General features: G+C 63.2%; 14 protein-coding genes. 5 read left to right on the top strand and 9 right to left on the bottom strand.

The features are described from left to right. Positions 1-12: 12 nt before the first annotated feature. Complete coding sequence (locus NCR98_RS14030; RefSeq protein WP_250492997.1) at positions 13-927, bottom strand: LysR family transcriptional regulator; 915 nt, start codon at positions 925-927, stop codon at positions 13-15. 100 nt (positions 928-1,027) lie between these two features. Here NCR98_RS14030 and NCR98_RS14025 point away from each other — a divergent pair, with 100 nt between their 5' ends. After that, entirely contained in the window at positions 1,028-1,801 is a 774-nt protein-coding gene (locus NCR98_RS14025) for an SDR family NAD(P)-dependent oxidoreductase (protein WP_250526456.1), read from the top strand. Between the two features lie 73 nt (positions 1,802-1,874). Here NCR98_RS14025 and NCR98_RS14020 read toward each other — a convergent pair whose 3' ends face one another. Continuing rightward, a complete protein-coding gene (locus NCR98_RS14020) occupies positions 1,875-3,281 on the bottom strand; it encodes an MFS transporter (protein ID WP_250467689.1) in 1,407 nt (468 codons plus the stop codon). A 282-nt stretch (positions 3,282-3,563) separates the two neighbouring features. Between NCR98_RS14020 and NCR98_RS14015 the strand changes: the two genes are divergently transcribed. Continuing rightward, positions 3,564-4,337 carry an IclR family transcriptional regulator domain-containing protein gene (locus NCR98_RS14015; RefSeq protein WP_244828951.1) on the top strand — a complete coding sequence of 258 codons (774 nt, stop codon included), beginning with the start codon at positions 3,564-3,566 and terminating at the stop codon, positions 4,335-4,337. Here the strand turns inward: NCR98_RS14015 and NCR98_RS14010 are convergent, their stop codons facing one another. From NCR98_RS14010 to NCR98_RS14000, 3 genes are all read right to left on the bottom strand, one after another. Next, positions 4,338-5,180: a class II aldolase/adducin family protein gene (locus tag NCR98_RS14010; protein ID WP_250467688.1), complete on the bottom strand. Its 843-nt coding sequence runs from the start codon at positions 5,178-5,180 to the stop codon at positions 4,338-4,340. A gap of 166 nt (positions 5,181-5,346) precedes the next feature. Beyond that, positions 5,347-5,886: a nucleoside deaminase gene (locus NCR98_RS14005; RefSeq protein ID WP_250526455.1), complete on the bottom strand. Its 540-nt coding sequence runs from the start codon at positions 5,884-5,886 to the stop codon at positions 5,347-5,349. Between the two features lie 273 nt (positions 5,887-6,159). Continuing rightward, a complete protein-coding gene (locus NCR98_RS14000) occupies positions 6,160-7,134 on the bottom strand; it encodes an NAD-dependent epimerase/dehydratase family protein (RefSeq protein ID WP_250526454.1) in 975 nt (324 codons plus the stop codon). A 94-nt stretch (positions 7,135-7,228) separates the two neighbouring features. Here NCR98_RS14000 and NCR98_RS13995 point away from each other — a divergent pair, with 94 nt between their 5' ends. The 3 genes from NCR98_RS13995 to NCR98_RS13985 all read left to right on the top strand — a co-directional run bounded on the left by NCR98_RS13995 (position 7,229) and on the right by NCR98_RS13985 (position 10,269). Then, positions 7,229-8,122, top strand: coding sequence for a LysR family transcriptional regulator (locus NCR98_RS13995; RefSeq protein WP_250467685.1), 894 nt, complete (start codon positions 7,229-7,231; stop codon positions 8,120-8,122). Positions 8,123-8,247: 125 nt separating this feature from the next. Continuing rightward, positions 8,248-8,889 carry a LysE family translocator gene (locus NCR98_RS13990; protein WP_250467684.1) on the top strand — a complete coding sequence of 214 codons (642 nt, stop codon included), beginning with the start codon at positions 8,248-8,250 and terminating at the stop codon, positions 8,887-8,889. Positions 8,890-8,976: 87 nt separating this feature from the next. After that, positions 8,977-10,269, top strand: coding sequence for an FUSC family protein (locus tag NCR98_RS13985; protein WP_250526453.1), 1,293 nt, complete (start codon positions 8,977-8,979; stop codon positions 10,267-10,269). A gap of 35 nt (positions 10,270-10,304) precedes the next feature. On the opposite strand, the gene zwf is transcribed toward NCR98_RS13985, so the two are convergent. From zwf to NCR98_RS13965, 4 genes are all read right to left on the bottom strand, one after another. Further along, on the bottom strand, positions 10,305-11,780 hold the full coding sequence (zwf, locus tag NCR98_RS13980; RefSeq protein WP_244828944.1) for a glucose-6-phosphate dehydrogenase: 1,476 nt from the start codon (positions 11,778-11,780) through the stop codon (positions 10,305-10,307). A gap of 178 nt (positions 11,781-11,958) precedes the next feature. Beyond that, positions 11,959-12,864: a LysR family transcriptional regulator gene (locus NCR98_RS13975; RefSeq protein WP_250526532.1), complete on the bottom strand. Its 906-nt coding sequence runs from the start codon at positions 12,862-12,864 to the stop codon at positions 11,959-11,961. Positions 12,865-12,933: 69 nt separating this feature from the next. After that, positions 12,934-15,000 (bottom strand): 2Fe-2S iron-sulfur cluster-binding protein, encoded by a 2,067-nt coding sequence (locus NCR98_RS13970; protein WP_250526452.1) that lies wholly within the window; start codon positions 14,998-15,000, stop codon positions 12,934-12,936. 7 nt (positions 15,001-15,007) lie between these two features. Next, on the bottom strand, positions 15,008-15,628 hold the full coding sequence (locus NCR98_RS13965) for a glutathione S-transferase family protein (protein ID WP_250492989.1): 621 nt from the start codon (positions 15,626-15,628) through the stop codon (positions 15,008-15,010). Positions 15,629-16,244: the final 616 nt, after the last annotated feature.

The raw sequence follows: 16,244 nt of genomic DNA, 5'->3' as shown, positions 1-16,244 counted from the left end.
TGACGAACGGCCTCACTTCGTCTGCGCAAGCGAAATCACGAGATCGAGAAACGCCCGCGTCTTCGCGGGCGGATGATGCCGCGACGGATAGTACGCGTACAGCGGGAAGCGCTCGTCGGGCCAGTCGGGAAAAAGGTCGATCAACTTGCCTTCCGTGAACAGATGCTCGGAGCCGAGTTCGAGAATCTGAGCGACGCAATAGCCCGACAGGCTGGCGCTCAACATGGTGCCGACATCGTTGAGCGTGAGGCGGCCGCGCGTATCGACGGTCATGCGCTTCTTCTTGCGGTGAAACTCCCACACGAACGGACGCCCTGTTTCAGGATCGCGAAACTCGACGCACGTATGCGCGTCGCTTTCCAGCGCTTGCGGTGTCGCGGGCCGTCCGCATCGCGCGATGTATGAAGGCGCGGCCACGGTGCGCACCGGCGTGTCGAGCAGCTTGCGAGCGACGAGACTCGAATCGCGCGGCTCGCCAAAACGGATCGCCAGATCGAAGCCGTCCGCGATCATGTCGCCAAGGCGGTCGCTCGTGATCAGTTCGAGTTCGATCTCAGGGTGCGCGTCCATGAACGCGTAGAGCTTCGGCCCGAGCACGAGGCGCGAGAAAATGGGATCGACATTCACGCGCAACCGGCCGCGCACGGCGGTCGCGCCGCCCGAAGCGGTGGCCGCCGCTTCTTCCAGTCCGTTTAGATGCGGCATGACTTGTTCGAAGAAGCGCCGGCCGTCGTCGGTGAGCGACACGCTGCGCGTCGTGCGATCGAATAGCCGCACTCTCAAACGCGCTTCCAGGCGGGCGATGGCGCGGCTTACGCCGGGCTGCGACATGCCGAGACGGTTGCCCGCGGCGGCGAACGTGCCTGCATCGACGATAGCCGCGAACACGCTGATGCCGTTCAGGATGCGTTCGTTGAAGCCCGCCATTCATGCCTCCGCGTCATCGATGAAATGGCTTTCATGTTATCGCGAAGCAGCGCCTTCACGCGCAGAATGGGCTTTGGATCAATCGCCATAGGAGCGTTGCATGTCACGAATCTTCATCACCGGATCGAGCGACGGGCTCGGTCACATGGCCGCGCGTCTTTTGATCGAACAAGGGCATGCCGTGGTGCTGCATGCGCGCAACGCGGCGCGCGCCGAGGACGCACTCACTGTCCTGCCGCAAGCGCAAGGCGTCGTCACGGGCGATCTCGCGAGTCTGGAAGCCGTGCGCGGCGTGGCAGAGCAAGTCAACCGGCTGGGACATTTCGATGCCGTCATTCATAACGCGGGCGTGGGGTATCGCGAGCCGGGCCGTATCGAAACCGTCGATGGCCTGCCGCATGTCTTCGCCATCAACGTGCTCGCGCCGTACGTGCTGACGGCGCTGATCGAGAAGCCATCGCGGCTCGTGTATCTCAGTTCCGGCATGCATCACGGCACGCCCGCGAATCTCGACGACATCGAATGGACGCAACGCCGCTGGAACGGCTCGCTCGCGTATGCCGAAAGCAAGTTCATGGACGTGCTGCTCGCGCTGGCGGTGGCGCGCTACTGGCCGGATGTGCTGTCCAACGCGTTAGAACCCGGCTGGGTGCCGACGAAGATGGGCGGCGCTTCCGCGCCCGACGACATGGACAAGGCGCATCGCACGCAAGCGTGGCTCGCGGCCAGCGACGACGACAAGGCGCGCGTATCGGGCCGATACTTCTTCCATCTGCGCGAGCGCTCGTGCGATCCGGCCGCGCGCGACGAAGCCATGCAGGACCGCCTGATCGGCATTTGCGAGCGTCTGTCGGGCGTGCGTATCGACAGATGAGTTCGTGCCGGACGAAAAAAAGCCGGGCTTCGAAAAGCCCGGCAATCACTCCAACATCGCGTGTTCTTTCTGATCAGGCGTGCGCCTTGGCGGTTTTTTCCACGGCCATGGAGTCGGCGCGCTGACGGTCGTATTCCTGCTGAGTCATCGGCACGGCGTCCGGCTTGCCCAGATCGTTCAGGCGAACGCGGAAGGTCTCGCGAGCCGACCATGCCGCGAGTGCCGCGATGATCGTCACCACTAGCGTGATGCAACCGACCGTCATCGGAATATTGTTCGATCCCGGCGGCGCGACCGCTGCGAAGAGGGCGGGCAAGAGCGCGGTAATGGTGGTGCCAATGTTCTGCGCGATCGCCATGGCCGAAACGCGGGAGCGCGTCGGGAACAGTTCCGGGAAGAAGCTCGGGAAAATCGCGTTATAGCCCTGATACACGAGACCCCACATCAGCAGCGACATGACGATGGCAACCGGCACGTTGTGGATGCTGATCGCCCACAGATAAGCGAACGACAGCAGCCCCGACAGGATAGCGCCGACGATGATCGGCGGACGGCGCCCGATCTTGTCCGACAGATTGCCGACGAACGGAATCACCAGCACGGCGAGGATGTTGCCCGCGACCGGAATCCACAGATACACGCTCTTCGAGAAACCGATGCCGTAGGAAGCCTGCACCGCGTAAGCCGCGCCGAAGATCGTGGCGACCACGGGAATGACGTTCATGAGCGCCATGCAGATCACACGCAGCATGTCGGGCGTGCTGTTGGCGAACGCTTCCTTGATCGGCGACTTCGGCAGATCGCCATGCTTGCCTTCTGCCGTGAACGCCGGCGTTTCGTGAACCTCGCGACGGATGATGTAACCCGCGACCAGCACGCCCGCCGACAGCAGGAACGGGATGCGCCAGCCCCATGAGTTGAACGTGTCTTCCGGCATGAAGTACGCGAGCGGCAGGAACACGGCGGCGGCGAGAATTTGGCCCGCCTGCACGCCTTGCAACGTGAAGCTCGCGAAGAAGCCGCGTCGTCCGAAAGGCGCGTGTTCGAGAATCATCGAGCTTGCGCCGGAGATTTCGCCGGCCACGGCGAAGCCCTGAACCAGACGCAAGATCACGAGCAAGGTCGGTGCGAGCATGCCGACGCTGTGATATGTCGGCAACAGGCCCACGGCCATGGTGGAAAAGCCCATCAGGAACATGCAGACCAACAGGACGTTCTTACGGCCGTGGGTGTCGCCCAGATGGCCGAGCACGAATGCGCCGATAGGACGCGCGACATAACCCACGCCGTAAGTCGCGAGCGACGCGACGATAGCCACCTTCGGATTGCCCGAGGGAAAGAACAACTGCGGGAATATGAGCGCTGCCGCCTGGGCGTAGATGAAGAAGTCGTAGTACTCGAGCGCCGAGCCGATCCAGCCGCTCGCCGTCGCTTTCTTCGCCTGGCGGCCGCCGTGTGCTTCGTCCTGAAGGCTAGCCATGTAATGTCTCCGACAATGGTTATGAGTAGAACCCGTTTGCCACCGAGGCCGCCGCTTTCTGGCCTGCTGCTCGTGGCCGAGCGGCAGGGCATTCGGATCACCGGAATACGCCTCGCTCAGAAGTGTTTCGAGCATAAGAGCGCTGGCTGATCGCGGCAACGACTTATAACGCATTTTGCGCGATAATCGTACGCGTGTGTCCGATAATCGACCGAATTGGGGGTTAGCACTGACCTTTCGGCTTTGTCAGCGCACGCCGGCTGCCCCATTCGAGCAACGAACATGACGAAAACATCGACACTCGACAAGCGCGACTGGATCGCCGGACTGGAGAAAGGTCTAGCGATTCTCGAAGCCTTCGACGACCAGCACGCTCGCATGACGCCGACGCAAGCCGCCGTGCGCACCGGCATGACGCGCACGGCCGCGCGCCGCTATTTGCTGACGCTGGCACATCTCGGTTACGTGCAAACCGATGGCAAGCTATTCAACCTGACGCCGCGCGTGTTGCGCGTGGGCTGGTCGTACTTCGACTCGGCGCGGCTGCCGCGTATCGTGCAGCCTTATCTGCAGCAGTTGAGCGCGCTGATCCACGAATCAGTGTATGTGAGTGTGCTGGACGAGTGGGATCTCGTCATCATCGCGCGAAACGGCTCGACGCGCGTCATGACCACCGGGTTCGTGCTCGGCGCGCGCGTGCCGGCGGCGTTGATGTCGGGCGGCATCGTTCTGCTCGCACACAAGCCGGACGAGGAAGCGGTGCGCAAGTGGCTCGACGCCACGGAGTTCAAGCCGTTCACGCCGCTCACCATCACCAACAAGGAGAGGTTGTACGAAAAGATTCGCGCGGCGCGCGTGGAAGGTTACGTTGCAATCGAACAGCAATTGCAGGTGGGCGTGCGCGGGATCGCCGTGCCGATGAAGAACCGGCACGGGCAGGTGGTCGCGGCTTTGTCGGCAAATATGCCGATCGGAAAAGAAACGAGCGAGGCTGCGCTCGCTCGGGTCTTGCCGCCGCTTCAGGAGACGGCGTTGAACATGCTCAACGTGATCTGATCAGTCGAACATGTCCGGCTGCGTGGCGACGAGGTCATTCCAGATAGTCTGGAAGTGCAGCCAGCCGATATAGTCGCTGCCCACGTGTTCGCGGCTATAACGCGCGCGGTCCGGCGTGACGAGCTTCGGCGTGATGCCGGTTTGCTCGATCATCAGTTGCTGATGGCAGCAGCGCTCCAGCGCAATGAACCAGAACGCCGCGGAGTCGATACTGTGGCGGCTCGCCGTGAGCAGCCCGTGGTTCTGGTGGATCGCGGCTTTCACGCCCTTGAACGCGAGCGCGACTTTGTTGCCACCTTTCACTTCCACTGCAACCTTGCCCGCTTCCTCGCCGATCACGACGTGATCTTCAAAAAACGCAGCCGCGTCTTGCGAGATCGGTTCGAGCGCTTTGCCGAGCGACGCGAACGCGGTGCCGTAGAGCGTGTGCGCGTGGCACATGGCGACGATATCCTGATGCATCTCATGCACGGCCGCATGCAACACGAAGCCGGCGCGATTGATCGCGTGATTGCCCTCGACGACGGTGCCCTTGTGATCCGCGCAGATCAGATTCGACACCTTCACTTGCGAAAAGTGAATGGCCATCGGATTAGTCCAGTACAGGCCCGGGTTTTCCGGATCGCGCACGGTGAGATGCCCGGCGAAACCGTAATCGAAGCCTTGCAGCGCGAACGCGCGACATGCACCCACTAGCCGCTCTTTCAAATACTGCCGATGTTCGGCCGCATTCTTGAATTCCGGCAATTCAGGAAAGATCAGCCCTTCCTGCTCCGGCTGATAGATCGATACCTTGCCTTCCTTGACGATCGACAATGTGGGTTTTTCGAGCACTTCGTTCATGGCGGGTCTCCAATGTTTGTTGCCTCGTTATCGTTATAGTCTCCCCGCCGCGATCCGATGACAAACGATCGATGTTCATCCATGCATGAACCCGGCTCATGTATGCAGTCAACGCATGACGGCCAATCCATCTTGCTTGCTTCATGTTGCACTGCAAGAGGCTTGTCTAGCGTTTGGCCCAGAACTCGCGTTGCACGCGTAGCACCTCGTCTTCTACTTCGGCAACCGGGCCGATCAGTTCGACGGGCTTCTGGCAGTGATCGAACACGTAGCGTGACGAGACGCTCATGGTCGGATTCTCTTCGTGATTGCCGGTGGCTTCCAGCAGACGCGCTTCCGTCAGTCCATACACCACGCGTCCTATATTCGCCCAATACGCGGTTCCCGCGCACATGCAGCACGGCTCGACGGACGTATAGAGCGTGCAGCTCCACAAGTACTCTGGCGTGAAGTTGAGCGCCGCGACGCGCGCGAGCACCGACTCCGCGTGATTCACGGTATCGACATTGCCTTGCTCCATCATCACGGTTTCCTGGTCAGGACCGACGAGGATCGCGCCGAACGGATGATGACCGAGCAAGGTTGCACGCTCGGCGATAACGCTCGAATGCCGCAGATGCCGGATGATCTGCTCGCGCGTGGGCGTGAGACCTTGCGGCGGAAAAGCGTCGCTTTGCTGCTTGGGCGCGGGCGCGGTAATGCTCATGGACTTGTCTCCTGCAATCGCCGTTGGAAGGAAAGGCAGCATAGCGCAGGCAAAAAGCCGCTAGCGCGTGCGAGGCGGATGACGTGTATCAGCGCGAAAGGTGAGGGTATTCGGGAGGCATGCTCGCGGTTGGCACGGAGCCTTGAAAACAAAGGGCTTTTCCATCGATTTGGCGGCTTTCGAGCGTCTAAAGGTGAGCGCTTTCGGGAGCCGTCGTCTTCGGCTGCTTACGAAGCCGAGCTTCATTGCGCCCAGAAGTAGTCCGCGCTTCGGTCAGGCGCGCTCGCCGAGATCGAGACAGCCGAGTCCGACGAGCGTGGCTTCGACGGCTTCATCGAGCGGCGTGTGCGGTTCGTGGCCGAGCGTATGGACGAGCAAGGCATTGTTCATGCGCACCTGCGTGCGCCATAAGTAGCGCATCTCGCGCAGCTCTCGAAACGTCGTATTGAAGGGCGATGCCAGCGCGAGCAACCACCACGGAAACCCGACGATGCGCGGCCGGCTGCGCGCGGCGACGCGCTGGATAGCACGAGCGAGCTGCATGCCGTCTTCGTCCCAATGTCCGCCCATGTGAAAGCGCGCGAAGGGTTCGAGCGTATCGCGGCGTCGAAGCAACTCGATCATCGTGCGCGCCACATCGGGTAGATACGACCATTCATGCCCGACACCGCGCGCACCGGGACAACTGATTTTCCTGACCGGTTTGCCCGGCGTCACGAGTCCCTGCGAAAACCAGTTGTTGCCCGCTTTCGGCCCGAAGAAATCGCCCGCGCGCACGATCAGCACGCGCGCGCCTTCCTTGCTCGCGCGTTCCAGTCGCGCTTCCATCTCCACGCGTATCGCGCCTTTTTCCGTGAGCGGACGCTGTGGCGCGCGCTCATCGATGAAGGGCAGCGCGTCCGGCCCGAAGTTGTACACCGTGCCCGGCAGCACGATGGTCGCGCCCTCGGCTTTCGCGGCGGCGATGGTGTGATCGATCATCGGCAAGACGAAGTCGGCCCAGCGCTTGTAGCCCGGCGGATTCACCGCATGCACGATGACCGCGCAGCCCCGTGCGGCGCGCGTGACATCCGCGCGGTTCATGGCATCGCCCTGAATCCATTCGATGCCGTGCACGTCGGGCCGCGCGTCGGGTGCGCCCCGCTTCATGCCGCGCACGCGCCAGCCCGCATCGCGCAGCTGCCGGGCCACTTCGCTGCCAATTCCGCCGCTCGCCCCGAGCACCAATGCCTGTTCGCCGTGTGTCATGTCTTGCGCCTCTTATGGATCGAAGACCTTATTCTGTGCCGTGCAGCGATACAATAAAATTGCCTAACCTCGTTGAGCAGATATACAAATTCGTATGGCAGAGAGTATTGGCTGGGAGCTGTACCGCACTTTTTTGGCGGTCTTGCAGGAAGGTTCGCTTTCGGGCGCGGCGCGTTCGCTCGGCATCACGCAGCCTACTGCGGGACGGCATATCGAGGCGCTCGAAAAGGCGCTCCGCGTAAGCTTGTTCACGCGCTCGCAAACCGGCCTGCAACCTACCGATGTCGCGCTCGACCTGCGCGCGCATGCCGAGGCGATGCACAGCACGGCCGCATCGCTCGAACGCGCCGCGACGGGTCATGCGGATGGCGCAAGCGTGCAGGGCGCCGTGCGGATATCGGCGAGCGAAGTCGTGGGCGTCGAACTGTTGCCGCCCATTCTCGCGGCGTTGCGCGAGCGGCATCCGCGTCTCGTGATCGAACTCGTCCTCAGCAATCGCGTGCAGGACCTGCTCAGACGCGAAGCCGACATCGCCGTGCGCATGGTGCGGCCGAAGCAGACGCAACTCGTCGCGCGGCGCGTCGGGCGGATCGAAGTGGGCTTGCACGCGCATCGCGACTATCTCGCGAAGCATGGCACGCCGCGCAACGTCGCGGCGCTGGATCGGCATGCGATCATCGGTTTCGATCAGCCGAACGCCTTCGTACGCGAAGCGAGCAAGTCGCTGCCGGAATTTTCGCGCGATACGTTCGCCCTGCGCTCGGACAGCGACCTCGCGCAACTTGCGCTGATCCGCGCGGGCGCGGGCCTCGGCATGTGTCAGGTGGCGCTCGCCCGGCGCAACGAGTCGCTCGTGCGCGTGCTGCCGAAAATATTCACGTTTCAGCTCGAAACCTGGGTGACGATGCACGAAGATCTGCGCGGCAGTCCGCGCTGCCGCGCCGTGTTCGACGCGCTGGCGGATGGCATCGAGCGCTATGCGGACTGATCACGCACTGGCCTGCCGGTTCACGTGGGAATCGTGCATGTGCGGGGGTGCTTCGGTCGGCGAGAATATCGGCGGGCGCGAAAGTCGCGCTCATCGGCAAACACTCGACTCGCCGGAGCCACTCCATGTCTGCTCACGCATTTGTCAGCGCCAACCTTCTGCTGGCCTATTCCGCTTATTTCGTCGGCACGGCAAGCCCCGGCCCGAGCAATCTCGCGATCATGTCGATTGCGAGCACTTCCGGCCGGCGCGCGGCGTTCGCTTTCGCGGCGGGCGTGATCTCCGGCTCCTTCTTCTGGGCGATGCTCGCCGCGCTCGGCCTTTCCGCCGTGTTGACGGCATACACGGGCTTTCTCGTCGCGGTAAAGCTGTGTGGCGGCGTGTATCTCTTGTGGCTCGCGTTCAAGTCGGGCCGCTCGGCGTGGCGGCCGGCGCGCCGTGCATCGTCGGTGGAAACGACTGGGCAACCAGACACGCGCAAGCTCTATGCACGCGGCGCGCTGCTGCATCTGACCAATCCGAAGGCCATTCTCGTATGGATGTCGGTGGCGGCGCTCGGCTCATCGGCGGGCGAGGGCACCGCGCACATGCTCGCGGTCGTCGCGGGCTGTCTGTGTATCGGCGTATGCGTGTTCGGCGGCTATGCCGCGCTTTTTTCGATGGCATCGGCGCGCCGCATCTACACGCGCATCCAGCGCGGTCTCGACGCCGCGCTCGCGCTCGTCTTTGCAGTTGCAGGCATTCGACTGCTGACTTCGCGGGTCTGACGCAATCCGCCGTCTTTTTGTCTTGCCTTTGCGCTCGGGCCGCATCGCGACTACGCTGCAAAGTGCATCCTCGAAGACGCTCGGACAATGCCCAACGAAAACTCGACCCGAGCCGCCCCGCCGCTCGAACGTGACGCCCTGAGCGGCGTGGACGCGCTCGCGCCCGTTCTGCGCGATGCCTTCGTCTCGCTGGGCCGCGAACTCATCGCGATCAAACCGACGCCCGAGCGCGCGCTCTTCGCCACGCAGGCGATGTTCTCGGTGGCGCTCGCGGTCGCGCTGGCCTACGCGTTTCACTTGACGCACATCTGGTGGGCCGCCATCAGCGGCTTCGCCGTCATGCAGACCAAGTTCTCCGCGTGCGCGCAACGCGGCGTGCATCGCGTGCTCGGCACGGTGGCGGGCGCGTTGCTCGGGGCGGTGGCCGGGCCGCTCATCGGCGATGTGCCGTGGCTCTTCGTGCCGCTGCTCGGGTTGATCGCAGGCTTCTCGGTGTTTCGCGCGCTCGTCTCGGATGCCGGCTACGCCTGGGTGCTCGGCGCGGTGACCGCGCTGATGGTGACGTTCGAGGCGCATCGGCTCGATTCGGCATCGGCGACGGCTTCGTTCGCGGTGCTGCGCGTGGTCGAGGTGATCGTCGGCACCGTGGCGTGCGTGGCCGTGTCGGCGCTCTTTCACGCGGGCGTGCAGCATTATCGGAAAAAGCGTGGCGCGGCGCTCGTGCCGGGCGCGCAGGCGTCGTCCACGGCCGACAGGGTGAATGCCAACAGCCTCGCCGTCACGCATGCCATCACGCTCGTTCCCTCCGATGCCGCGCAAGCCGTGCAAGCGCTCGAAGCCGCGCACGCGCAGCACGTTGCCAACGTCATGCGCAAGCGCCTGGCATGGCAGTCCGCGTGGTCGATCATGATTCTCGCGGCGCTCGCGTATGCGTGGAATCTGCCCGGCTTCGCGCAGGCGATGGTAACGGCCGTTGCCGTGCTGATCTTGCCCGCATCCGCACTGGACAAGCCGACGAAAAAACCCGTCACGCAGCGCATGGTGCAGCGGCTCGTCGGCTGTCTGCTGGCGGGAGCGGTGAGCCTAGCGCTTTTGCCACTGCTGGGCGACAACGCGTTCGCCTGCATGCTCGCGCTGTGCGCGGGCGTGTGGCTCGGCTGTCACGTGCAGACGGGCTCGCAGGGCGCGAGCTATGTCGGGCGGCAGTTCAGCATCGCGTTCATCATGGTCTTCGTGCAGGACCACCATTGGTCGTCGGACCCGATGCCCGCCGTGCTGCGGCTGTCCGGCATTCTGTGCGGGATCGTCGTGCTCGCGTGGGTGATGGCGGTCGGCACGGCGTGGTCCGCGCGGCAGGGCGCTCGCTCGATGATGCGATAAAGCGCCCGCCGCGAAGTCAGCGCGAAGTCAACGCATCACGCTTCCTCGGCCCACGCGAGATTCTCGCGCGCCATCAGTGCCGATGAAGCCGCCGGGCCGAACGTTCCCGCCGTATAACCGCGCGGCTTGTCGCCAAGTTCCTTCCAGCCGTTGAGAATGGGCTCGACCCACGCCCAAGCCGCTTCGAGTTCGTCGCGGCGCATGAAGTGCGTGAGACGGCCGCGAATCACGTCGATCAGCAAACGCTCATACGCTTCCGCGCGGCGCTCGGTGAACGCCTGCTGCAGATCGAGGTTCAGATTGACGGGCAGCATTTGCATGCCGCTGCCGGGTTCCTTCGCCATCATCTGCAACTGGATTGATTCTTCCGGCTGCAACGTGATGGTGAGCCGGTTGCCGTAATGACGCGGACCCGCCGGAATGATCGAGAACGGCAAGTCGGCAAAGTCGATGACGATCTCAGAGCGCCGGTTCTGCATGCGCTTGCCGGTGCGCAGAAAGAACGGGACGTTGGCCCAGCGCCAGTTGTTGATATGCGCGCGCAATGCTACGAAGGTCTCGGCGCGGCTTTCGGCGGGCACGTTGTCTTCCTGCAGATAGCCCTTTACCGCCTCGCCGCCGACCGCGCCCGCCGCATACTGACCGCGCACGGTGTCGCGGGCGATATCCGCGACCGACATGGGCCGCAGCGACTTCAGCACCTTGAGCTTTTCGTCGCGCACGGCGTCGGGATCGAGCGAGACGGGAGGTTCCATCGCCACGATGCACAGCAGTTGCAGCAAGTGGTTCTGCACCATGTCGCGCAGCGCGCCGGTGTGGTCGTAAAAGCCCGCGCGGCTGCCCACGCCCACCGTTTCCGACACCGTGATCTGCACGCTCTTGATATAAGGCGCTTGCCACAGCGGACCGAAGATGGCGTTGCCAAAGCGCAGCACCATCAGGTTCTGGACCGTCTCCTTGCCGAGATAATGGTCGATGCGATAAATCTGCTCTTCCTTGAAGCGCTTGCCGACGGCGTTGTTGATCTCGACCGCCGAGGCGAGATCGTGGCCGAGCGGCTTTTCCAGCACGACGCGCGACTGCTCGTCCACGAGACCCGCTGCCGCGAGATTGTCACAGATGGTGGTGAACAGTTCCGGCGAGGTCGAGAGATAGAACACGCGCTGCGCGTTCTCGCGCGATGCTTCGGCGAGACGGCGGAAGTCGTCCGGGTTTTCGACATCCACGCGCACGTAATCGAACAGCGCGAGGAATTTGTCCCACGACTGCGCATCGAAGCCTTTTTCGTCGATGAACGGGCGCGACTGCTTCTCCATGAAATTCTTCAGATAGTCTTCGCGCGTCCAGTCCTTGCGGCCGATCGCGAGAATGCGCGTGTCGGGCGGCAGATTGCAATGCGAATGAGCCATGTAGAGCGCGGGCAGCAGCTTGCGTGCGGCAAGGTCGCCGCCGCCGCCGAAGATGATCATGTCGAGCGGGCGTTCATTCGAGGAAGATGTTTGATTCGTCATGGTGCGTGAGCCGTTGAAGGTTCAGGAAAGCCGAAGCGCGGCGACCGTGACATCCGGTCGAGAGAGCTATGTTGCATGGTTTGCCGGCATTTTGCACGGGGCGCGCGCTAACGGCCGTTCGATTCGAGCGGACGAGCTTCGAAGCGCGCGTGTCTTGCCCGCCGCGCGCAACCAAAAACTAACGCCAGTTCAGCGATGGATTCGCGCGCAACGCAGGCACGGCGAGATCGAGAAACGCGCGCACCTTCTGTGCGACATGGCGCCCTTCACGATGCACGAGATGCACCGGCAGCGGCGGCGGTTCGAAATCGGCGAGAAGGGTGACGAGCGCGCCTTCGTTCAGATGCGACGCGATCTGATAAGAAAGCAGCCGCGCAATGCCGAAGCCCGCGAGCGCGGCTTCCATCGCCGAGTCGTTGGTCGTGGTGGAAAGGCGCGGCCGCGCGCGCACGACGATATGCCGCTCGCCCTCGTAAAGACGCCATTCGGGCGGCGTCGAGGAGCCGGTGGACGTGATGATCGTATGGTCATCGAGGTCGGCGGGATGTTGCGGCGTGCCGTGTTCATCGAGATATTCGGGCGACGCGCACAGCACCCGCCGCACGTGGCCCACGGGAATCGCCTGCAGCGACGAGTCCGGCAGTTCCGCGATCCGCACCGCCACGTCGATACCTTCGTCGACGAGATTCACCACGCGGTCGACGAACCAGCAACTGGCGTCCGCTTCCCGATAGCGCGAAAGGTAGTCGAGCATCACCGGCATGACATGCAGTCGGCCGAACATGACTGGCGCGGTGATGGCGAGGACGCCACGCGGCGACGAATGGGTGCCGGTCGCGGCGAGGTCGGCGCTGTCGAGTTCGCCGAGAATGCGGCGGCAGTCCTCGAAGTAGCCACGGCCTGCGTCGGTGAGACGCACGACGCGTGTGGTGCGCGTGAGCAGCCGCACGCCAAGCCGTTCTTCGAGTTCCGTGACGACGCGGCTCACCACCGATGGCGACACTTCGAGCTTGCGCGCGGCGGACGCGAAGCCTCCGGTTTCGACCACGGTGACGAAGGTCGACATTGCCTGGAAACGATCCATGTTGGGGCGCACGGCCTGCGGGCTGGGAAGTTGCCGTGCATTCTCGGGCATGCTGGCGCGCCGCGCAATCTAGAGATCGAGTAGCAGCGGCGCGCTTTGTTCCGCGGGAAGCGCGCAGCAGATCAAGGCTTCGTCGTCGCCGACATGAAACGCGGGCTCGCTTGCATAGGTCACAGCGCCTTCCCTGATGCGCGTCCTGCACGTGCCGCATGTTCCGCCGCGACAGTTGAACTCCGCGTCGATGCCGTTTGCTTCGGCCAGATCGAGCAACGAGCCGCTTTCGGGCGACCATTGCACGCGCTTGTCCGACTTGAGGAAGCTCACCGATACGGCTTGCGTTGCCGCTGGCGGCATCGGCTTCGTCTCGATACCGCGATCGGCGGTGCGTCGCAGCGATGCGGGACCGAAGGCTTCGGCATGGACGCGCGTGTCGGCCACGTTGAGCGCGCGCAAGCCATCGTAGAGCGATTGCATGAACGCGCCCGGTCCGCACAGATAGAACTCGTAGTCGTTGAACGGCAGAAAGCTCGTCAGCAAGTCGATATCGATCCGCCCCGACACCTCGTAATCTTCCTTGAAGGTCGCGCCCTGCGGGTCGCTCAGCACGCGAATCATGCGCACCGCGCCGCCTGCGCTTTGCACGAGTGCATCGATCTCGGCGGCGAACGCGCGATTGGCGAGCGTTCGCGCCGATACGATCAGCCACGTCGGGCGGATGCGGCGCTTGCGCAGGCCTTCGTAGACGACGTGCCGCAGCATAGCGATCATCGGCGTTATGCCGACGCCCGCCGCGATCAGCACGGCCGGGCGTCGCTCCAGCGCGTCGATGGTGAAGTCGCCCGCCGGCGCGCGCGCCTCGACGACATCGCCCACTTTCAATGTGTCATGCAGATGCGCGGACACGCGTCCTTCGCGCTTCACGCTGATGCGATACATCCCGTCCGATGGCGCCACCGACAGCGTGTACGTGCGGATCAGCGGCTTCGCTTCGCCGGGAAGATGCGCGCGAATCGGCAAATGCTGGCCGGCCGCGTGCGCCACGATGCCCGCGCCATCCGCCGATTGCAGATGGAAAGAGCGGATGACATCGCTTTCATCGACGATGCGGCTCACCCTGAACGGCCGCCACGCGTTGGCGAGCGCGGCCGCCTTCATGCGTTCGGATGCCTCCGCCCAGTCGCCCGTCATCAGCGCATTGGGCGAAAAGCCTTCGCGGCGCAGCGCCCAGCGCAAGGGCAGCGCATTCTCGCGCAGCACGACACGACGCGGCGTGAAGCGCCACAGCCTTTCCGCGCCTTGAAACGCGGCGATTTCGGGTGAATCGGTGAGCACTTCGGCGTCGCCCGTAAGTTGCAGCAGCGTGCCGCTTTCGAAGTCCGTGAAGAGCAGACCGGCGCGTCCGTTCACAAGAATATTGCCGAGCGTGTTGAAGAAGAGGTTGCCCGCGAAGTCGGGAATGGTGAGCACGCCATCGTCGGAGATGCGCACGAAACCCGCCTTGCCGCCGCGATGCGACACATCCACCTGACGATGCCCGTCTTCGCGGTCGTAATACGATGCCACGAAGAAGGTGTCGGCGCGTTCGATCATCGCCCTTGCGCGTGGCGAGTGCGGATCTTCTTCGACCGGCTTCGAGCTCGAAGGCTCGGAAGGCTCGCGCACGAATGCGAAATCGCGCAGTTGAATGTATTGCGGGCAATTGCCGAAGCTCTGCTCGACGGCCACTTCGAACGCGCGGTCGCCATGGCGATGAATCACGCCGTTCATGCGATTACGCCGCCGCGTATGCAGTTCGATGCCGAGCATGCCGACCGATGCGCCATCGCTCATGCCGGCATCGGCAGGATCGTTCTTGTCGCGCGGATGCCTGACGGCGAGAGTCGTCGCGTCAGGCGTTTGCAGAAAACCGGGACGGCCCGCGAGGAGCGTGGCCCAGGCGTCGCCGTTTCGATCGACCGCGCCCGTGACGATGAACGGCAGCTGCGCGAAGAATTGCCGATGCTGCTCCGGCATGAAGCTGCGCACCACGCGCCGCCCTTGTTCCTGCATGCGCTCGTAGACGCCCGCGGTTTTCTGCAGCGTGATTTCGCCGCGATGCCACGGCGCGTCCATCGTGACGGGACTGGAGAAGGACATGATCGTCTCAGGCCCGCAGCCCGGCCGCCGTCTTTTGGAACTCGATGAATCCGGGCAGCGCTTCCACGCGCGCCAGCCACGCGTTCACATGGCGATAACCGGACAAATCGACGTTGCCTTCGGGCGCGCTGGAGATGTAGCTGTAGAGCGCGACATCCGCGATGGTCGGATGCGAGCTGCCGATATCGGCGATCCAGTCGCGCGACTGCAATTCTTCGTCGATGACTTCGAGCGAAGCGTGCGCCCGGCCGATGACTTCTTCGGTATCGAACTTCCGGCCGAACACGGTGACGAGACGCGCCGCGCATGCGCCGTAGGCGATCTGGCCTGCGGCAACGGAGAGCCAGCGTTGCACCTGGGCCGCTTCGAGGGGCGTTTCGGGGAGCCAGCGGGCATCGCCGCTTTTCTTCGCGAGGTAGACGAGGATGGCGTTCGAATCGGCGATGACGTGATCGCCGTCGGTAAGCACCGGGATTTGGCCGAAGCGATTCAGGCGCAGGAATTCAGGCGACTTGTGCGCGTTGGCGGCGAGGTCGACGACTTCTTCTTCGTGATCGAGGGCAAGAAGGTGCAAGAAAAGCCGCGCCCGGTGGGAGTGGCCGGAGAGGGGATGGTGATAGAGCTTCATGGCGGGCTTCAGTCCTTATGGTTGGTTCCTGGCAGTCTTTTGACGCGGAGGCGCGTTTCGCTGACTTACGGAGGGTCTCTCCGTGTACGAACCAAGTATGGGGACTTGTCCTGCTGAGTTGAATACCACATGGATTCAAATCACTGTTCTTGTTTGGAGAACGGTGAGGTATTTGGGAGATTTTGATTCACGCTTGAGTAGGCGCGCGGTGGAAGGGCAGCTTAATTGAACTGCAAGCGACCGCATTTGAAATGCGCGTCGCGAGGCGCTTCGTTCCCGAGCGGATACGAAGCCCGGATTTCTTTTTGCGAAGAGACTCCTCGTTCCCGAGCGGATACGGAGAACGCGCAAAGCGCGGCGCTGCCTCGCGAATACAAGCTCGCAATGGCCTCGAAATTAATAAGATTTTATGAGATGTATGGCATCAAAGGCTCGATACCGCGTGTGCCTGGCAGGCAAGTCGATCGTTTCTTAGACTTGGCCCGCATAACAACACGGGCCGGACCTATCCGTAATTCTGTGGGCGAGGCATATTATGAGAGGTAAAAGTCATGGATATGCCGATGAAGAAGAAACGCACCGTCGCTTCTCAGGCAGCGGCCCGAGGGCCGCTGCC

It is taken from the genome of Caballeronia sp. GAWG2-1, from assembly GCF_023631405.1.
Classification (GTDB): domain Bacteria; phylum Pseudomonadota; class Gammaproteobacteria; order Burkholderiales; family Burkholderiaceae; genus Caballeronia.
This window is presented reverse-complemented; position numbering and strand designations above follow the sequence as displayed.